Origin of the sequence: Streptomyces sp. NPDC052225, assembly GCF_040679615.1 — a bacterium.
GTDB lineage: Bacteria > Actinomycetota > Actinomycetes > Streptomycetales > Streptomycetaceae > Streptomyces.
On record NZ_JBFAVD010000008.1, the window covers coordinates 154,930 to 173,628 of the forward strand.

An 18,699-nucleotide genomic window follows, 5' to 3' on the forward strand; every position below is an offset into this window, starting at 1 on the left:
CGCGTAGTGAACGATTGCTAACGGCGCTCGCGGGGCACACGTTGGACATGGCGCCGGTTTACGCGACCCGAACATCCTTCCGCGCGCCTCCTCTCCGCCTCCCAAGCCGATCAGAGCCGCTCGGCACCCTGGGAGACGGCAAGCGCGCCGCCCACCGCTTCGCCGGTCCCCACTTCTGTCGCCCCGCACCCGACGACCGGCGGACGGTCGCCTGAACCGGGGGTTGACATGGCCACACAGAGTCACGGGTTCGCACGGTTCGTGTTCGCCGCTGCCACCGGAGGGGTGGCGGGCGCTTTGGCGACCACTCTTCTCCATATGCGCCACGGCACCGCGCATCAGGAGCAACTGGCGTCCCAGGAGCGGCGCGCGGCCCGTGCTCATCAGCAGCGCATGCACTGGGAGCTGCTGAACAAGGCGATTGACGACGCGTCACTGGCGGACGTGATCGACACGTACGAGTCCGAGTTCCCGCCGGAGAAACGGCGCCAACTGATCTTCGCCAACGCGTGGTACGTCAACGCGCTCCACCTGTATCAGGCAGGACTCATGGACCGTAGCGAGGTGTACGGGCACCTGCGCGAGATCTTCCAGAGCCGCGTCATGAGGGAGTACTGGGAGGCGACCCGCTACCATCGCGCCTCGCTCGACGACGGCTCCGAGGAGGCGTGGCTCGGGCGGATCACCGATGGGTTGATCAAGGAGCTGGACGAGGACGACAGCGGCGAATGGTGGGTCGTGGGCGAGCCTCCGATCGACTGAACCTGCCTGGCGCGCCGTCCCCCGCATCACCCGGTTCAGTGAACCGAGTCCCCAACTCGCTCTGGAAACTGGGAAGTCGCTACCCTGGCGCCCCTCGGGACCCACTACTGTGACGCCGTCATCTCCCAGCTCCCCGAAGGACCGGTTCCCTTGAAGATCGTGCGCCGCATCGGTGTGCCCCCGAGCGCTCGTGGTAGCGCGTCCGGCACGACCTGCCCCGATGTTTTCGAACTCAGCGACGGGAACTTCGCCGTGATCGGCACGGAGGCGACCGCGGACCTCAGGAACGAACTTCCGGCCGACGCCGGCGTCGCCGACTACGAGCGCATCGTGATCGTGAACCGGGAGACCCTGGTCCGCGCCAAGGGCGACATCCCCGACGCCTGATCACGCTCCGCCCGCGGCGGCCGTCCCCCACCCCGGGCCGGCCGCCGCGGCGCGTCCGTCATGCCACCACCGGCACCGCCACCGGAGGCTCCGCCCCCACATAGCGCGCCGCCGGCCTGATGATCTTCGAATCCTCCGCCTGCTCAAGGATGTTGGCGCTCCAGCCGACGACCCGCGCCGCCGCGAACGTGGGCGTGAACATCGTGCGCGGCAGCCCGCACAGTTCCATGACCACACCGGCGTAGAACTCCACGTTCGTGTGCAGCTCACGGCCCGGCTTGAGCTCCGCCAGGATCGCCTCCACGTGCCGCTCGACCTCGACGGCGAACTCCACCAGCGGTCCGCCGAACCCTTCCGCGATGCCGCGCAGCATGCGCGAACGCGGGTCCTCCGTGCGGTAGACCGGGTGCCCGAAGCCCATGATCCGGTCGCCGGCCAGCACACGCTCACGGATCCAGGCGTCGATACGGTCCGGGGTGCCGATCGCGTCCAGCGTGTCCAGTGCGCGGCTGGGCGCCCCGCCGTGCAGCGGCCCGGAGAGGGCGCCGACCGCTCCGACCAGACAGGCCGCGACATCGGCACCCGTCGACGCGATGACACGCCCCGTGAACGTTGATGCATTGAAGCCGTGATCAATGGTTGAGATGAGGTACTGCTCGACGGCCCGCGCATGCGCGGGCTCGGGCTCCGAACCCGTCAACATGTACAGGTAGTTGGCCGCGTACGAGAGATCCTCGCGCGGCTCCACGGGGTCCAGCCCCGCACTGAGCCGGTGCAGCGCGGTCAACATGGTAGGGACCACGGCCGCGGCCGCGAGGGTGTCCGCGCGGCGCCGCTCGGCGTCGATGTCGTAGACGGGCCGGAAACCCTGTGAGGCGCCGAAGAGCGAGAGCGCGGTGCGCAGTCCGGCCAGCGGTCCGGAGACGGCCCCGGCCCGGGCGATCGCGGGCAGCGCGGCGCGCACCTCCTCGGGCAGGCCGCGCAGCGCCGCCGTCTGTCGCGCGAAGGCGGCCGACCGTGCGGCGTCGGGCAGTTCGCCGTGGATCATCAGGTGCCAGACGTCCTCGAAGCTGCGGGTCTGCGCGAGCTCGACGGCCGAGTACTGGCGGTAGTGGTAGAAGCCCTCGCGCCCCCTGACGTCCCCGAGTGCGGTGTCGGTGACGACGACGCCCGCGAGCCCTCGCGGTACGTCGGCGACGGGGGCGGCGATGGTCCCGTTGATCGGCATGTTTCCTCCCTGGACTTGATTTGACTGTCCATGCTTGACTCAATCCCTGTCAATATTGATTGAATCAATGCATCGCGATGCGGATACGGTGACGCCCATGAGGGATCAAGAGCCGGCACCGGCGCAGCAGGCCCGCCGACTGAGCACCAAAGAGACCGCCGAGAAGCTCGGCGTGAAACCGGAGACCGTGTACGCGTACGTGAGCCGCGGACAGCTCACCAGCAGGCGGAAACAGGACGGCCGGGGCAGCACCTTCGACCCGGCCGAGGTGGCGGCCCTCGCCCGCCGCAACAAGCGGGAGAGCGCGCCGAGTTCGGCTGCGAACGAGTTGTCCGTCCGCACCCGGATCACCCTCATCGACGACGACAGGTACTTCTTCCGAGGGGTCGACGCGGCGGACCTCGCCGCCCGCCACTCGTACGAGGAGGTGGCGGAGTGGCTGTGGACGGGGACGCTGCGGCCCGGCGCCCGGTTCACGGCGCCCAAGGAGTCCCTCGCCGCGGCCCGCCGCGCGGTCGGCGCGCTGCCGGAGCACAGCAGCCCCGTCGACCGGCTGCGGGTGGCGGCCGTCGCCGCCGCGACCGCGGATCCGCTGCGCTACGACCTGTCCGAGCAGTCCGTCCTCGGCGCCGCGCGCTCCCTGATCCCGACCCTCGCGGCGGCGCTGCCGCTGCGGCGCTCCACCTACGTGGACGGGGAGCCCATCGCGCAGCGCCTGTGGGGCCGACTGACCCACACGACGCCTGACGAGGCGTCACTGCGCGCTCTGGACACGGCACTCGCCCTTCTCGTCGACCACGACCTGGCCGCGTCCACGCTCGCCGTGCGGGTCGCGGCATCGGCACGGGCCCACGCCTACGCGGCCGTCTCCGCGGGCCTGGGGGTCCTGGAGGGGCCGCTGCACGGCGCGGCCAGCGGACTGGCCCACCGCATGCTCCTGGAGGTCCTCGACCGGGGCAGCGCAGGCCCGGTGGTGGCCGACGAACTGCGGGCGGGGCGCCGCGTCCCGGGGCTCGGCCACCGCCTCTACAAGGGCGAGGACCCGCGCGCCCAGGCGCTGTTCGCATGCCTGGAGGAACTGCCTGACGCGCACCCCGCCCTGGCGGCGGCGCGGGACGTCGTGGCGACCACCGCGCGCCACACGGACCTGCACGCCAACGTGGATCTGGCGCTCGCCGTGTTCACCACGTCGTTCGGGATGGCCGCCGAGGCAGGCGAGACGATCTTCGCGGTGGGCCGTACCGCGGGCTGGATCGCGCACGCCCTGGAGGAGTACGGAGAACGCCCCCTCCGTATGCGCCCCACAGGCCACTACGTGGGCTTGCGGCCGCCCCAACCCCTGCCGTCGCCGGCCGGCGAGGAGTGACCGCGCAGGCAGGCTAGGCTCACCTTTGTGAGTACGTGCGCGACCGCCTCGCGAGACCTGGCCGAACCCCTCGCGGGCACCGCGGCCACCGCCCGGACCTGGCTGCTGATCGAGCAGCCCGGGCCGTGGGGCGCCAAGGCCCTGACGTCCAGCCATCTGGACCCGGACGTGGGCCGCGCGCTGGAGGCGGCCGCCGAGGGAACCGGCGTACGGGTCGCGCTCATCCGGCGCCCCGGTCGGCACGCCGACTGCCACGCTCCGGCCCGCCACCAGGTGTACGTGGCCCACACCGCGCCGGGCAACGCATGGCTACGGAGCACCACGGTCGACGACCCTGAAGTGCTGACCCATCTCGACTTCGCTTCCTTGGGCGCTGGTGAGCACGGCGGCTTCGGCGCTCCGCATGTAGGCGCCCCGCTCGCTCTCGTGTGCACGAACGGAAAGCGCGACCGCTGCTGCGCTCTTCTGGGACGTCCGCTCGCCTCCGAACTTGCCCTCTCCGGCGAAGAGGGCGTCTGGGAGGTCACGCACCTGGGCGGACACCGTTTCTCCCCCACCTTGTTGGTGCTCCCGTACGGCTACGCCTATGGAAGGGCCACGGCAGCCGACGTCAAAGAGATCCTTCATGCGGTGCGCTCGGGGCGGATCGTCACCGAGGGGTGCCGCGGCAGCTCCGCCTGGGACCGGCCCGGCCAGGCCGCGGAGCTCGCCGTACGACAGGCGGCTTCCGTGGACGGCGCCGACGTCCTGATCCTCGTACAAACGGATGCGGTCGACGGCGACGGTGCCCCGTCCTGGGAGGTGACCGTCGCCCATGCCGACGGACGGCGCTGGCACGTGACCGTCGCGCAGGGAGCGTCGCTGCCCCCGCGCCCTGAGAGCTGTGGCGCCGCCCTTGCGTCACCGGCGCGCATGGATGTCGTGGCTGTGCGTGAGGTTCCCGCCACGTAGGAAAAGATCGCGGGACCGGGAGAGGAGATCCGCGCCACAAGGGCTACGAACGAGGACGGAACGCCCCGTACCGTTCGTGACCATGAGCCCGAACTCCCCCGCCCGCCGACTGCGCCTCGCGATGCCGCGCCGCGTGTTCGCGCAGGTCCTGCTGATGCAGGTGGCGATCGCCGCCGGGGTGGCCGTGCTGGCCACGGGGCTGTTCCTCGCGCCGCTCAGCGAGCAGTTGGACGACCAGGCGATGCGGCGCGCCCTCGCCATCGCGCAGACCACGGCCGCGCAGCCGCGGATCGCCGCCGACCTGAAGTCCTCGCGTCCCACGGCGGACGGGCCCGTGCAGGCCGAGGCGGAGCGGATCCGGCGGGCCAGTGGCGCCGAGTACGTCGTGATCATGAACAACGAGGGCGTGCGCTGGTCGCACACCGACCGCGACCGGATCGGGAAGGTCGTCTCGACGGACCCCAGCGACGCTCTGGCGGGCCATGAGGTCATGGAGATCGACGACGGTACCCTCGGGCGCTCCGCGCGCGGCAAAGTGCCGCTGAGGGGCTCGGACGGGGCCATCGTGGGCGCCGTGTCGGTCGGCATCGAGTATGACAGCGTCCGCGCGCGCCTCATCCACGCGATCCCCGGCCTGTTCGCGTACGCGGGCGGCGCCCTCGCCGTGGGGGCGCTGGCGGCGTATCTGATCGCGCGGCGGGTGCAGCGGCAGACGCGCGACCTGGCGTTCTCGGACATCTCGGCACTGCTGGCCGAGCGCGAGGCGATGCTGCACGGCATCCGCGAAGGCGTCGTCGCCCTCGACCGCACCGGCCGGATACGCCTGCTCAACGACGAGGCGCAACGGCTCCTCGGCCTGGGCGCCGAGGCGATCGGGCAGCCCCTGGGCGCCGTGCTCGGCGCGGGACGCACGACCGATGTGCTCGCGGGGAACGTCGCCGGCACCGATCTGCTCACCGTGCGCGGGCAGCGCGTCCTGGTCGCCAACCGGATGCCCACGGACGACGGCGGCGCCGTGGCCACCCTGCGTGATCGCACGGAGCTGGAGCAGCTGGGCCGCGAACTCGACTCCACGCGCGGCCTGATCGACGCCCTGCGGGCACAGGACCACGAGCACGCCAACCGGATGCACACACTCCTTGGGCTCCTTGAGCTGGAGATGTACGAGGAGGCCGCGGAGTTCGTCGGCGAGGTGGCCGGCGCGCACCGGGTCACCGCGGAGCAGATCACCGAGAAGATCCAGGATCCGCTGCTCGCGGCCCTGCTGGTGGGGAAGGCTACGGTCGCCGCGGAGCGCGGTGTGGCCCTCACCATCTCACCGGACACCGAGCTTCCGGACCGCCTCGTGGACCCGCGCGGCCTGGTCACGATCGTCGGCAACCTGGTGGACAACGCCTTGGACGCGGCGGCCGGTTCGGGCCTCCGCGCGCGCGTGGAGGTGGTGGTGCGGGCGCAGGGCCGCGCGGCGGTCCTCCGGGTGCGCGACACGGGCCCCGGCGTCCCCGCCGATCAGCGGGAGAGCGTCTTCGTAGAGGGGTGGTCCACGAAGGAGCCGCCCGCTCACGGCAAGCGCGGCATCGGGCTCGCCCTGGTGCGGCGGCTCGCGGAGCGGCAGGGCGGCACGGCCGAGGTGACCGCGTCGCCGTCCGGGGGCGCCGAGTTCGTCGTCGTCCTGCCGGAAGCACTCACCGATCCCGTGCCGAGCGCGGCCGAGGAGGTCCGATGATCGAGGTTCTGGTCGTGGACGACGACATCCGCGTCGCCGACGTCAACGCCGCCTATGTGGCGAAGGTGCCCGGCTTCCGCGTGGCGGGCACGGCGCACAGCGCGGCCCAGGCGCTGGAGCGCATCGAGGAACTCGCCGTCGATCTGGTGCTCCTCGACCACTATCTGCCGGACGAGACAGGCCTCACCGTCGCCCGGACGCTGCGCGAACGCGGCCACCAGATCGACGTGATCATGGTGACCGCGGCACGCGACGTGGCCACGGTCCAGTCCGCGATGCGTCACGGAGCGCTGCAATACCTGGTCAAGCCCTTCTCGTTCGCGGGGCTGCGCGGAAAGCTCGAGGCGTACGCACAACTGCGCCGCACCCTCGACGGCGGGGGCGAGGCCGAGCAGGCGGAGGTCGACCGGATCTTCGGCGCCCTGTCCGCCACGCCCGCGCCCGAGCTGCCCAAGGGCCACTCCCCCACCACGGCCGAGCTCGTGCGCCGGGCCCTGATGGGCGCGGAAGGTCCGCTCTCCGCCCAGGAGTTGGCCGACCGCACCCGGCTCAGCCGCCAGACCGCCCAGCGCTATCTGAAGCTCCTGGAGCGCACGGGACGGGTCCGGCTGAGTCTGCGGTACGGGGACACGGGCCGGCCCGAGCACCGGTACGAGTGGGCCGCCGGCGGGTGACGCCGGGAAGCCGGTGACATTGCGCAGCGGGTGACGCCGCGCGGCGGTCAGACGGCCCCCGCGCCGGTCAGGGCTCGCACCTCGGTCTCCGCGTGCTTCGCCTCGTCGGGCGGCTCCGCCGAGGTCACGGTGCCCAGCCAGCCCGCGAGGAAGCCGAGCGGGATGGAGACCAGCCCCGGGTTCTCCAACGGGAAGTACTGGAAGTCCACCCCGGGGAAGAGCGAGGTGGGGCTGCCGGAGACCACCGGTGACAGGACCACGAGGAGCAGCGCGGGGACGAGCCCCCCGTACACGGACCACACGGCGCCGCGCGTGGTGAAGTTCCGCCAGAACAGCGAGTAGAGCAGCACCGGGAGGTTGGCCGACGCGGCGACGGCGAAGGCCAGGCCGACCAGGAACGCCACGTTCAGATCGCGGGCCAGCAGGCCGAGGCCGATGGCGAGTACGCCGATGCCGGCCGCGGCGACCCGCGCCACCGTGACCTCGCTGTACGGCTTGGCGTCCGCCCGCCGTCTGCGCAGCGTCGCGTAGAGGTCGTGCGCCACTGACGCGGAGGACGCGAGCGTGATGCCCGCGACGACGGCGAGGATGGTCGCGAAGGCGACCGCGGCGACGATCGCGAACAGGACCGTGCCGCCCGTGGAGTCCGCGCCGCCGCCCAGGTCGAGCGCGAGCAGCGGAACTGCCGTGTTCCCCGCGGCATTTGACCCGCGTACGGCGCTCGATCCCACGATGGCGGCGGCACCGAACCCGAGCACGATCGTCATCAGGTAGAAGCTGCCGATCAGCCCGATCGACCAGACGACCGAGCGGCGCGCGGCCCGTGCGGTCGGCACGGTGTAGAAGCGCGACAGGATGTGCGGCAGGCCCGCCGTGCCGAGCACGAGGGCGAGGCCCAGGCTGATGAAGTCGAAGCGCGCGGTCCAGCTCCCGCCGTACCTCAGACCGGGCACGAGGAAGTCGGAGCCGTGCCCGCTGCGCGCGGCGGCCGTGCGCAGCAGCTCGTTGAAGTCGCCGTGGAAGCGCGCCAGGACGAGCACCGTCAGGGCGATCGTCCCGCCCATCAGCAGGACCGCCTTCACGATCTGGATCCACGTGGTGGCCCGCATCCCTCCCAACGACACATAGATGACCATCAACGCGCCGACCCCGACCACGGTCCAGGCCTGCGCCGCCCCGCTCGAACCGCCGAGCAGCAGCGCGACCAGGCTGCCCGCCCCCACCATCTGCGCCACCAGGTAGAGAACGGACACCGTCACCGAGGAAGTTCCCGCGGCGATCCGTACGGGACGCTCCCGCATCCGGGACGCCACGACGTCGGCGAGCGTGAACCGGCCGCAGTTGCGCACCAGTTCGGCGACGAGGAAGAGCACCACGAGCCAGGCCACGAGGAAGCCCACGGAGTAGAGCAGGCCGTCGTAGCCGAAGAGCGCGATCAGCCCGGAGATGCCGAGGAAGGAAGCGGCCGACATATAGTCACCGGCGATGGCGAAACCGTTCTCCATAGGCGAGAACAGTCGTCCGCCCGCATAGAACTCCTCCGCCGAGCCGTGCCGGTTGCGGCTCACCCACGTGGTGATCCCGAGGGTGACCGCCACGAACACGCTGAACAGCACCAATGCCAGCGCCTGATGGTTCCCGGTCACCACTGCCCACCCTCGCTCCGCGACGAACCGTTCATCCGCGCGGGGTCGTCGATGCCCCGCGTCATCTCCTGGGTGTCCCAGCGCAGTTCGAGCGCGGGGCGGTCCCTGCGCAGCCGGGCATGGCGCGCGTACAGCCACGTCAGCAGGAACGTACTGGCGAACTGACCGAGCCCCGCCACCATCGCCACGTTCACCGCGCCCGCGACCGGCCGGGCCATCAGCGCCGGCGCGCTCGTGGCGGCCACGATGTACGCGACGTACCACGCGAAGAAGATCGCGACCGCGGGCACGACGAACCTCCGGTAGCGCCCGCGCACTTCCTGGAACGCGGCGCTGCGCTGCACCTCCAGGTAGACCCCCGCCGCGCTCCGCTGCGCGGGTGCGGCCTGGGCGGGTACGGCCGGCGACGCCGCGCCCGCGCCTTCCCACTCACCCCATCCCGAGGCCAGCGCGTCGTGCCACGGGTCGCCGAGACCACCGCGGTCACCGGGCCGGGACTGCGCTGTGTCGCGCCCGTCGTGCTTGTCCACCGAACTCTCCTTGTCCGCGGCCCGCTTCGGCCGCGTGCCCAAGGATGGACAGACCAGGAAGATCCCGGACTCTCCTCGCAAGCCCTTCACCCCATTAGGTGATGGACGAGCCCGGCGGCCTCGCGAGTCCGTGCCCATAGGCGTAACGGACCGCCTGGGCACGGTCTTTGAGTCCGGCCTTCGCGAAAAGGTTGTTGATGTGGGTCTTCACCGTGGCGGTGGAGACGTGGAGGGCGCGGGCGATCTCCTGGTTGGTCAGCCCGTCGGCGATGAGCACCAGGACCTCGGCCTCCCTCGTCGTGAGCCCGTCCGGCGGATCCTTCGGTCCTGGCTCGGCCGCCACCGGCTGCGACAGGCGCTCGAGCAACCGCCGCTGAATGCTCGGCGCCAGCCCGGCCTCCCCCGACAGGACGTCCGACACCGCCCGCACGATCTCGTCGCCTCCCGCGTCCTTGGTCAGATAGCCGCGCGCCCCGGCCGTGAGAGCCGGGAAGAGCGACTCGTCGTCCGCGTACGTGGTGAGGATGACGACCTGGGTGCCCGGGTACTGCGCCCGGATCCGTCTGGTCGCCTCCACACCGTCGCACCGCGGCATGCGCAGGTCCATCAGGACGACGTCCGGGGCCAGCTCGGCCACGAGGGCAACCGCTTCCTCGCCGTCTCCCCCCGCGCCGACGACCTCGATCCCGGGCAGCAGCCCGAGCAGCATCACGATGCCCTCGCGCACCACCGTCTGGTCGTCGACCACCACCACGCGGGCCGGGGGCCGCTCCGCGCTCGCCCCCGCGCCTGCCGTGCTCATACCGGAACCCTCAACTTCACCACGAACCCCTCCTCGCACGGCCCTGCCTCGAGCGTGCCGCCCATCAACTCGGCCCGCTCCCTCATCCCCAACAGACCGTAACCGCCACCACTGACAGTGAGCTCCCCGTGCGGCCCGGGAGCCCCCGAGTCCCGTATCTCCAGGGCCACTTCGGCCGGCCCGTACTCCAGCCGCATCGCCGTCTTCGCCCCCGGAGCGTGCTTGCGCACGTTCGTCAGGGCCTCCTGCGCGACACGGCGCACCGTCTGTGAGGCCTCCACCGGCATCGGGCGCCGCTCGCCCCGCACGTCGAGGCTCGCCCCGTCCGACGACGCGACCAGCTCCCGCAGGAAGTCCTCCAGCGGTGTCATCTCGCCCCGCAGCGCGGAGAGCGCCTGCCGTGTCTCCGCCAGCCCGTCGCGCGCCATGCCCCGGGCCGCGACGACCCGGTCCAGGATCTGCTCGCGGTCGGCCCCGCCCTCGATGAGCAGCCGCGCCGCCTCCAGGTGCACGAGCTGCGCGGACAGGCTGTGGGCGAGGACGTCGTGGATCTCCCGGGCTATGCGTGAACGCTCGGCGAGCGCCGCGGACTCCGTCTCCGCGACCCGCGCGGCCCGCTCCTGCGCCAGAAGCCGCTGTGCGGCCCCCCGCGCCTCCGCGTCGAGGCGCAGCACGTAGCCGGACAGGCAGAGGCCGATGGCGACGGCCACCGTGGTGAGCCACGGGTCGTCGTTCACCAGGACGAACCCGGTGAGGGACGCCGCCGTGGCGGGCACCGCCGCGACGAGCGGCATGCGCTCGAGTGCGGTCACCGCGCAGCCGCACCACAGCACCGTGGCCGGCGCGGTGAACCCCACGTGCTGCGCCAGTACCGCGACGGCCAGCAGGAAGGCGAGCAGCCCGAGGGACGGCAGCAGCCGATGGGCGAGCGTCGTGCGGAACAGTGCCCATGCCGCGGCCCCGCACGCGAGCAGCACCACCGGCGCCAGGGCCACCGCCCACTCGGCGACGCCTCGCTGCTCGACCGCCGTCCACAGCAGGATCGTCAGCAGCGCCACCCGCACGGTCCACGCCAGCATCCGCCGCGCACGCGTCACCCCTTCACGGGAGAGCGCCTCCCGCGAGGGCCACGCCCTCCACTGGCTCAGGGTCACCTGTGGTCCTCCCAGGCCGGCTGCGCGACAGGACCAACGTACGCCGATCGCAGTCCGTCGGCCCGCCACATCAAGGTCCCCGCGCGGACCAGCAGCGACAGTGCGAACCCCAGCATGAGGGCGGAGCTGCCGAGGTGGATGCCCAGGGCGAGGCCGATGCCGACGACGGCCGCGCGGACCGCGATGCCGCCTATCCAGGTACCGACGGTCGCGGCGGTGCCCTTGGTCCAGACGTCCCCTTGCTCGTCCCGCCAGACGCGCGTCGTGAACGCCCATCCGACCCCGATGCCGAGGCTGACCAGCAGCTCGACGACGAGCAGGATCACCGAGCCCGTGAGGTGGTGCGGGTCCGTGAGCGAGCCGTCCCGTATCGCGAAGAACGCGAGGAGCGCGGGCAGCAGCCACCACCTGCGATCGGTCGAAAGTCGCGCGGTCCTGAACTGGCGCACGAGCACGAGTGCGACAGCGGCGACGATCACCAGGACATCGGTGAGCCCGGACATGACGGCCTCCGTGGAGCGGTCGGGAGCGGAGTGGTTCAACGCCCTCGACGCTACGGAAAATGGCAGGTCAGCTGATCGGAGCCAGGGTGGATCATGGGTGGATCAGGTGGCTCCACCCATGGGTGGAGCCACCTGACCTGACCTGTGACCGGTCCGGACCGGGCCGCGCCGGACGGCGCCGCGCCCCTGCCTACGCGTCGATGCCTACGCGTCGATGCGCGAGCGGTCGAGCGTCGCGGCGGAGCTGCTGATGAACTCCTTGCGCGGCGCCACGTCGTTGCCCATCAGCAGATCGAAGACCTGCTCGGCGGCGTCCAGCTCCCCGATGTTGATCCGGCGCAGGGTGCGGTGGCGCGGGTCCATCGTGGTCTCGGCCAGCTGGTCGGCGTCCATCTCGCCCAGACCCTTGTAGCGCTGGATCGAGTCCTTGTAGCGCACGTTCTTGCGCTGGAACTCGAGCAGCGTCTCGCGCAGCTCACGGTCCGAGTACGTGTAGACGTACTTGTCCTGGCCCTTCTTCGGCTGGACCAGTTCGATGCGGTGCAGGGGCGGCACGGCGGCGAAGACGCGCCCCGCCTCGACCATGGGCCGCATGTAGCGCTGGAACAGCGTCAGGAGCAGACAGCGGATGTGCGCGCCGTCGACGTCGGCGTCGACGAGCAGGATGATCTTGCCGTAGCGCGCCGCGTCGATGTCGAAGGTCCGGCCGGACCCGGCTCCTATGACCTGGATGATCGCGCCGCACTCGACGTTCTTCAGCATGTCCGAGACCGACGACTTCTGAACGTTGAGGATCTTGCCGCGGATCGGCAGAAGCGCCTGGAACTCGGAGTTCCGGGCGAGCTTGGCCGTACCGAGCGCGGAGTCGCCCTCGACGATGAACAGCTCGCTGCGCTCGACGTCGTCACTACGGCAGTCCGCGAGCTTCGCGGGCAGCGACGACGACTCCAGGGCGGTCTTACGGCGCTGCGCGTCCTTGTGCTGACGGGCCGCGATGCGCGTACGTGCCGCGGCGACGGCCTTCTCCATGACGGCGCGGGCCTGCGCCTTGGCGTCGCGCTTGGTGGAGGTCAGGAACGCCTTGAGCTCCTTCGCCACCACGTTCGCCACGATCCGGTTGGCCGCCGAGGTGCCGAGGACCTCCTTGGTCTGGCCCTCGAACTGCGGCTCCGCCAGGCGCACGGTGACGACGGCGGTGAGGCCCTCCAGGGCGTCGTCCTTGACGATGTCGTCCTCGGCGACGCGCAGCAGCTTCTGGCTGCGCAGCACCTCGTTCATCGTCTTCGTGAGGGACCGCTCGAAGCCCGTGACGTGGGTGCCGCCCTTCGGGGTGGCGATGATGTTCACGAACGACTTGATGGTCGCGTCGTATCCGGTTCCCCAGCGCAGCGCGACATCCACGGAGAGCTCGCGCGTGACCTCCGTCGGCGTCATCTGGCCGTGGTCGTCGAGGACCGGGACGGTCTCCTTGAAGGTGCCCTGCCCCGTCAGGCGGAGGACGTCGCAGACCGCCTTGTCCTGGGCCAGGTACTCGCAGAACTCGCTGATGCCGCCGTCGAAGCGGAAGGATTCCTCGCCCTTGCTGCCGCCCTCGCCGAGGCCGAACTCGTCCCGGACGACGATGGTCAGGCCGGGCACCAGGAAGGCCGTCTGACGGGCACGCTGGTGCAGGTTCTCCAGCGAGAGCTTCGCGTCCTTGAGGAAGATCTGCCGGTCCGCCCAGTAGCGGATACGGGTCCCGACGCGGTTCTTCGGGACCTTCTTGGTCTTGCTCAGTCGCGCCGAGGGGTCGAACGGCGCGTCCGGGCCGGGCTTGGAGAAGGCGCCGGGCACGCCGCGGCGGAAGCTGATGGCATGCGTATGCCCGCCGCGGTCCACCTCGACGTCGAGGCGCGCCGACAGCGCGTTCACCACAGAGGCGCCCACGCCGTGCAGACCGCCGGAGGCCGCGTACGAGCCGCCTCCGAACTTGCCGCCCGCGTGGAGCTTGGTCATGACGACCTCGACGCCGGAAAGGCCGGTCTTGGGCTCGACGTCCACGGGGATGCCGCGGCCGTTGTCCCGCACCTCGACGGATCCGTCGTCGTGCAGGATCACCTCGATGTGGTCGCAGAAGCCGCCCAGGGCCTCGTCGACGGAGTTGTCGATGATCTCCCAGAGGCAGTGCATCAGGCCGCGACTGTCGGTCGAGCCGATGTACATGCCTGGACGCTTGCGTACGGCCTCGAGCCCCTCGAGAACGAGAAGGTGCCGCGCGGTGTAGTTGGAACCGTCCCGGTCTGCTCCGGTCAGCAGCGCTGTGGACGGCACGGACGTTTCGGCGGTCACGCGGTTCGCTCCTCGCTGAATTTCAGATGGGGCCCTTTTGGGTACAGGGCCGGCGTCGGTCGCCGCTCAGAGGGTACCGAGGCCTGGTAGAGCCGTTGTCACGCCACCCTCACCTCAGCCCAGACTAGTCCAAGGTCGTATGCATGTTCGATCCCTCGATGGAGTGAAGCACACATCACGTTCCCTTCCAGGCATGAACCATTTAGGCTCCGGGCACGTCCTCATGAACAACCGGCAAGCCGGCCGGGGAGGACCGACCCTGACAGAACGCGCGAACCCGTAAGACTCGCAAGAGACGCAATACGGCACATTCGCCGCCACCCGGCAACAGACAGCCGGTCTCGGAGAAATTTTTCGAGGAAAAGCCGCGAGCGGGAACGTTTTCGGCCTGGTTGGATGTTGACCCTGGTACGACAGCTCGTCGAGCTAGAGAAGAGGCGACGTGACTACTGTTCTGACCCCCGCGAGCCCGCTGACGGCCGCTGACCGCTGTGACAGGTGCGGCGCCCAGGCTTACCTGCGCGTCGTACTCATCAGCGGTGGTGAACTGCTCTTCTGCGCCCACCACGGACGCAAGTTCGAGCCGGAACTCAAGAAGATCGCCGCTGAGATACAGGACGAGACGGAGCGACTCACCGCCGTTCCGGTAAGCGCCGAGACCGAGGAACGCTGACGCCTCGCACCCACGACGAGCCAGCTCCGGCACCAGGCCGGTGATCGGGCGGTCACCCCTCCACCGAGGAGTGACCGCCCGTCCTCGTATCCGTACGGCCCGTCAGGAGTGCGCGCGCAGCACCCGCAGCACGTCGGAGACCCGCGTGTAGACGCCGGGGCTCCCCGCGCGCCCGCAGCCGCTCCCCCAGGACACCAGGCCGATCAGCCTCCCCTGAGCGACCAGCGGACCGCCGCTGTCCCCCTGGCAGGCATCCCTGCCGCCTTCCAGTTCACCTGCGCACAGCATGGACGACGGCAGATACTTGCCGTCCGAGCTGCCGGGATAGGCCTCCTGGCACACGGCGTCGGCCAGCACCTGCACCCGCGCGGCGCGCAGGGTGCGCGCATAGTCGCCCGCCCCCGTCGTGTCGCCCCATCCGTAGACGGCGGCGCCCGTTCCGGCCGCGTAGGCCGGGTCTCCCTCGTCGGCCATCGGGATCACGTACGGTCCGGGCAGCGGAGTGGCCAGTGTGAGGACCGCCACATCACCCGCGTTCGTGTAGCCGTCGTAGTCAGGGTTGATCCACGCACCGCGTACGGGGATCTCCGCGCCCTCCGCCGCCTGCAGGTCGCCACGGCCCGCGATCACCTTGAGGTCGCGCACCTCGCTGCGCGGCACACCCAGGACGTCTTCACTCAGGCAGTGCGCCGCGGTGAGCACGGTCGAGCGGGCGACGACCACGCCACCGCAGAACTGGCCCGCGCGGGTACCCCCGAATCGGTCACGGCTGGCGAGGGCCACCACCCACGGGCTGTCCGTCGCCCGGACCTGGCGCCCGCCGATGACGCCCTCGTCGGCGGCCGCGGGGAGCGACGAGGCCAGGGGCAGCACGACCGCCACGGCCAGCGCGGCCAGCGGCGCGGTCAGCGCTCTCGCGAAAGGGCGACGCATGCGGTCTCCTCACTCTGGGTTGCAACAGCACACCCAGAGTGATTCAGCGGGGCGCACCACGCATCGCGAGGATGCGTCCACAGCCCCGTACGGCGAAGGCCCGGCACGAACCCCGATGAGGGGCGTGCCGGGCCTTCACAGAGCCGTACAGCGCGTGTGACTAGTCGAGGTAGTCGCGCAGCACCTGCGAGCGCGACGGGTGGCGCAGCTTCGACATCGTCTTGGACTCGATCTGGCGGATGCGCTCACGCGTGACGCCGTAGACCTTGCCGATCTCGTCGAGGGTCTTCGGCTGACCGTCAGTGAGACCGAAGCGCATCGAGACGACGCCCGCCTCGCGCTCGGACAGGGTGTCGAGCACGGAGTGCAGCTGCTCCTGGAGGAGCGTGAAGCTGACCGCGTCGGCCGGAACCACGGCCTCGGAGTCCTCGATGAGGTCACCGAACTCGCTGTCGCCGTCCTCACCCAGGGGGGTGTGGAGGGAGATCGGCTCACGGCCGTACTTCTGGACCTCGATGACCTTCTCGGGGGTCATGTCGAGTTCCTTGGCCAGCTCCTCCGGGGTGGGCTCGCGGCCCAGGTCCTGGAGCATCTGGCGCTGCACGCGCGCGAGCTTGTTGATGACCTCGACCATGTGCACCGGGATACGGATGGTGCGGGCCTGGTCGGCCATGGCGCGGGTGATCGCCTGACGGATCCACCAGGTGGCGTACGTGGAGAACTTGTAGCCCTTGGTGTAGTCGAACTTCTCGACCGCGCGGATCAGACCGAGGTTGCCCTCCTGGATGAGGTCCAGGAAGAGCATGCCGCGACCGGTGTAGCGCTTGGCCAGGGAGACCACCAGACGGAGGTTGGCCTCCAGGAGGTGGTTCTTGGCGCGGCGGCCGTCCTCGGCGATGATCTCCAGCTCGCGCTTGAGCTTGGGGGCGAGCTTGTCGGCGTTGGCCAGCTTGTCCTCGGCGAACAGACCGGCCTCGATGCGCTTGGCGAGCTCGACCTCCTGCTCGGCGTTGAGCAGCGGGACCTTGCCGATCTGCTTGAGGTAGTCCTTGACCGGGTCGGCCGTGGCACCGGCGGCGGCGACCTGCTGGGCCGGCGCGTCGTCCTCGTCCTCGTCGGACAGGACGAAGCCCTGGCCCTCGGGGGTCTCCTCGTCGCCGCCCTTGGCGGTGGCGGGGGTCTCCTCCGCGCCATCGTCCTCGAGGAGCTCGTCGTCCTTCTTGCCCGCCTTCTTGGCGGTGGCCTTCTTGGCGACCGTCTTCTTGGCGGTGGCCTTCTTGGCGGTGGTCTTCTTTGCCGCGGCCTTCTTGGCGGGCGCGGCGTCGTCCGCTGCGACCTCGGCGGCAGGCGCCTCGGGAGCGGCGGTGGCGGCGACCTTCTTGGCGGTGACCGTCTTGGCCGCGACGGTCTTGGTCGCGGTGCGCTTGACCGGACTCTTGGCTGCGACGCTCTTTCGGGGACGCTTGGGCTCAGCGGCACTGACCATCAGCGTCACACCCTCTTCCTCGAGGATCTGGTTGAGGCTGCGCAGAACGTTCTTCCACTGAGTGGCCGGAATCTGGTCGGCTTCGAACGCACGGCGCACGTCGTCGCCGGCGATCTGGCCATCAGCCTTTCCCCGCTCAATGAGCGCCATGACAGAGACGGACTCGGCGATCTCCGGCGGGAGCGTACGGGATGTGCTGGCCGACACGAACAACCTCTCGGAACGTTGGAAAACGGCTTCCGGCCCCGTCCTGTGTGGACCGGAGCCGACGACCGCCGACTTGGGGATGGGCCGACGGCGCGGGCGTGGGCCGGGGAGATGCACAGCGCCTTGAACGGCTGCTGTATTCCCTCCTCGGCTGTCACCTCTTAGGTCATCGCGTTGTTCCGAGGAGCGTTACGCCCAATCTGCGTGGCCCGAGTCACACCCCGTAAGTGGTCAAAAACAGACGGATACGGGCAGAGTCGGTCACGTCTTGCAGATCGTACGGGCGGACAGCCGCCTCTGCACGAACAACGGACCCGTACGACCGAGTCGCCGGACAGAGCCCTCCTACACATGCGCAAGGCACATGGGGGGCGCCGTCCGGCGACGTCTGGTGCGTACTCCCTCGCTCTGCCGCCCTCTCGGCGCGGTCAGTGCTCGCGCGGGGCCGGCACGACGCGCTCCACCTCGGGGTGGACGATCAGCAGCTGGCGCATCGCCGCCTCGGCACCGGAGCCGTCTCCCGCCGCGAGCGCGTCGGCGATGCGGCCGTGGTGCGCGACCGCCGTCTCGTTCGGTCGGTCGCAGCCGGTGACGGGCCCACCGGAGACCTGAAGGGCCGCCGAGACGATGCCGGAGAGGTGCTCCAGCATGCGGTTGCCCGCGAGCTGGATGAGCAGCGAGTGGAACTCGGCGTCGGCGCGGGAGAACGTGATCGAGTCCCCCTGACCGAGGGCGTGCCCCATGATCTCGACCATGTCCGCAAGGCGCTGCTGCACGTCCTCGCGGCCGTGCCCGGCGGCGAGGCGCGCGGCGAGCGGCTCGATCGTCCAGCGCAGCTCGCTCAGCTCCCGGCGCTGGTCGTCGCGCTGCGGCCCGAACGCACGCCACTCGATGATGTCCGGGTCAAGGAGGTTCCAGTCGCTGACCGGGCGCACGCGCGTCCCGACGTTCGGCCGGGCGCTGACCAGACCCTTGGCCTCCAGGACGCGGAGCGACTCGCGGACGACGGTACGGGACACCTCGAAACGCTGGCCGATCTCCTCGGGCACCAGCGGGCGGTCGGCGCCCAGGTCTCCGGAGACGATCATCTGCCCCAGCTGCTGGACGAGTTGACCGTGCAGACCTCGGCCACGGCTGCCCGCGGCGCGTCGGCCGACCCGGCCGAGGTCCTGGTCCGTGCTGTCCCAGGGAGAGGCACCGACACGGTCGGCGGCCGAATCCGCGTAGGGATAGCGGTCGAGTTCACCCGGTCCTGCGAGGCCTGAGTCGGCGGAGCGGGCGGCGGTCATCATGGAGTGCGCAAGGGTAGTCACGGAATCTGTTGTCGGCGCCGTCCCCAACTC

The 18,699-nt window shown here is 70.7% G+C and carries 17 protein-coding genes; 7 read left to right on the plus strand and 10 right to left on the minus strand.

Annotation, left to right across the window (positions count from 1 at the left end; genetic code table 11):
- Window positions 1-228: 228 nt before the first annotated feature.
- Together AB0L37_RS15015 and AB0L37_RS15020 are read left to right on the plus strand one after the other, a co-directional pair.
- On the plus strand, window positions 229-762 hold the full coding sequence (locus tag AB0L37_RS15015) for a DUF6082 family protein (protein WP_365504487.1): 534 nt from the start codon (window positions 229-231) through the stop codon (window positions 760-762).
- A gap of 150 nt (window positions 763-912) precedes the next feature.
- Complete coding sequence (locus AB0L37_RS15020; protein ID WP_365504489.1) at window positions 913-1,149, plus strand: hypothetical protein; 237 nt, start codon at window positions 913-915, stop codon at window positions 1,147-1,149.
- A 58-nt stretch (window positions 1,150-1,207) separates the two neighbouring features.
- Here the strand turns inward: AB0L37_RS15020 and AB0L37_RS15025 are convergent, their stop codons facing one another.
- Complete coding sequence (locus AB0L37_RS15025) at window positions 1,208-2,377, minus strand: citrate synthase/methylcitrate synthase (protein ID WP_365504491.1); 1,170 nt, start codon at window positions 2,375-2,377, stop codon at window positions 1,208-1,210.
- A gap of 97 nt (window positions 2,378-2,474) precedes the next feature.
- Between AB0L37_RS15025 and AB0L37_RS15030 the strand changes: the two genes are divergently transcribed.
- The 4 genes from AB0L37_RS15030 to AB0L37_RS15045 all read left to right on the plus strand — a co-directional run bounded on the left by AB0L37_RS15030 (window position 2,475) and on the right by AB0L37_RS15045 (window position 7,094).
- Complete coding sequence (locus AB0L37_RS15030; RefSeq protein WP_365504493.1) at window positions 2,475-3,743, plus strand: citrate synthase; 1,269 nt, start codon at window positions 2,475-2,477, stop codon at window positions 3,741-3,743.
- 27 nt (window positions 3,744-3,770) lie between these two features.
- On the plus strand, window positions 3,771-4,694 hold the full coding sequence (locus AB0L37_RS15035) for a sucrase/ferredoxin-like family protein (RefSeq protein ID WP_365504495.1): 924 nt from the start codon (window positions 3,771-3,773) through the stop codon (window positions 4,692-4,694).
- Window positions 4,695-4,776: 82 nt separating this feature from the next.
- Window positions 4,777-6,420 (plus strand): sensor histidine kinase, encoded by a 1,644-nt coding sequence (locus AB0L37_RS15040; RefSeq protein WP_365504497.1) that lies wholly within the window; start codon window positions 4,777-4,779, stop codon window positions 6,418-6,420.
- Complete coding sequence (locus AB0L37_RS15045) at window positions 6,417-7,094, plus strand: response regulator (RefSeq protein WP_365504498.1); 678 nt, start codon at window positions 6,417-6,419, stop codon at window positions 7,092-7,094. Before AB0L37_RS15040 ends, AB0L37_RS15045 begins: the two co-directional genes overlap by 4 nt.
- A 47-nt stretch (window positions 7,095-7,141) precedes the next feature.
- On the opposite strand, the gene AB0L37_RS15050 is transcribed toward AB0L37_RS15045, so the two are convergent.
- From AB0L37_RS15050 to AB0L37_RS15075, 6 genes are all read right to left on the minus strand, one after another.
- A complete protein-coding gene (locus tag AB0L37_RS15050; protein ID WP_365504500.1) occupies window positions 7,142-8,740 on the minus strand; it encodes a cation acetate symporter in 1,599 nt (532 codons plus the stop codon).
- Complete coding sequence (locus AB0L37_RS15055) at window positions 8,737-9,270, minus strand: DUF485 domain-containing protein (protein WP_365504502.1); 534 nt, start codon at window positions 9,268-9,270, stop codon at window positions 8,737-8,739. The genes AB0L37_RS15050 and AB0L37_RS15055 overlap by 4 nt, the downstream gene beginning before the upstream one ends.
- A gap of 94 nt (window positions 9,271-9,364) precedes the next feature.
- A complete protein-coding gene (locus AB0L37_RS15060) occupies window positions 9,365-10,072 on the minus strand; it encodes a response regulator transcription factor (RefSeq protein WP_365504504.1) in 708 nt (235 codons plus the stop codon).
- Window positions 10,069-11,226, minus strand: a complete 1,158-nt coding sequence (locus AB0L37_RS15065) for a histidine kinase (protein WP_365504506.1) — start codon at window positions 11,224-11,226, stop codon at window positions 10,069-10,071. The genes AB0L37_RS15060 and AB0L37_RS15065 overlap by 4 nt, the downstream gene beginning before the upstream one ends.
- On the minus strand, window positions 11,223-11,768 hold the full coding sequence (locus tag AB0L37_RS15070; RefSeq protein ID WP_365504508.1) for a DUF1453 domain-containing protein: 546 nt from the start codon (window positions 11,766-11,768) through the stop codon (window positions 11,223-11,225). The genes AB0L37_RS15065 and AB0L37_RS15070 overlap by 4 nt, the downstream gene beginning before the upstream one ends.
- Before the next feature lie 165 nt (window positions 11,769-11,933).
- Window positions 11,934-14,057, minus strand: a complete 2,124-nt coding sequence (locus tag AB0L37_RS15075) for a DNA topoisomerase IV subunit B (RefSeq protein ID WP_365504510.1) — start codon at window positions 14,055-14,057, stop codon at window positions 11,934-11,936.
- Window positions 14,058-14,499: 442 nt separating this feature from the next.
- Between AB0L37_RS15075 and AB0L37_RS15080 the strand changes: the two genes are divergently transcribed.
- Window positions 14,500-14,730 carry a hypothetical protein gene (locus AB0L37_RS15080; protein WP_127825940.1) on the plus strand — a complete coding sequence of 77 codons (231 nt, stop codon included), beginning with the start codon at window positions 14,500-14,502 and terminating at the stop codon, window positions 14,728-14,730.
- Window positions 14,731-14,832: 102 nt separating this feature from the next.
- On the opposite strand, the gene AB0L37_RS15085 is transcribed toward AB0L37_RS15080, so the two are convergent.
- From AB0L37_RS15085 to AB0L37_RS15095, 3 genes are all read right to left on the minus strand, one after another.
- Window positions 14,833-15,663: a serine protease gene (locus AB0L37_RS15085; protein ID WP_365504512.1), complete on the minus strand. Its 831-nt coding sequence runs from the start codon at window positions 15,661-15,663 to the stop codon at window positions 14,833-14,835.
- Between the two features lie 160 nt (window positions 15,664-15,823).
- On the minus strand, window positions 15,824-17,356 hold the full coding sequence (locus AB0L37_RS15090; protein ID WP_365504514.1) for an RNA polymerase sigma factor: 1,533 nt from the start codon (window positions 17,354-17,356) through the stop codon (window positions 15,824-15,826).
- Between the two features lie 428 nt (window positions 17,357-17,784).
- Entirely contained in the window at window positions 17,785-18,669 is an 885-nt protein-coding gene (locus AB0L37_RS15095; protein WP_365504516.1) for a FadR/GntR family transcriptional regulator, read from the minus strand.
- Window positions 18,670-18,699: the final 30 nt, after the last annotated feature.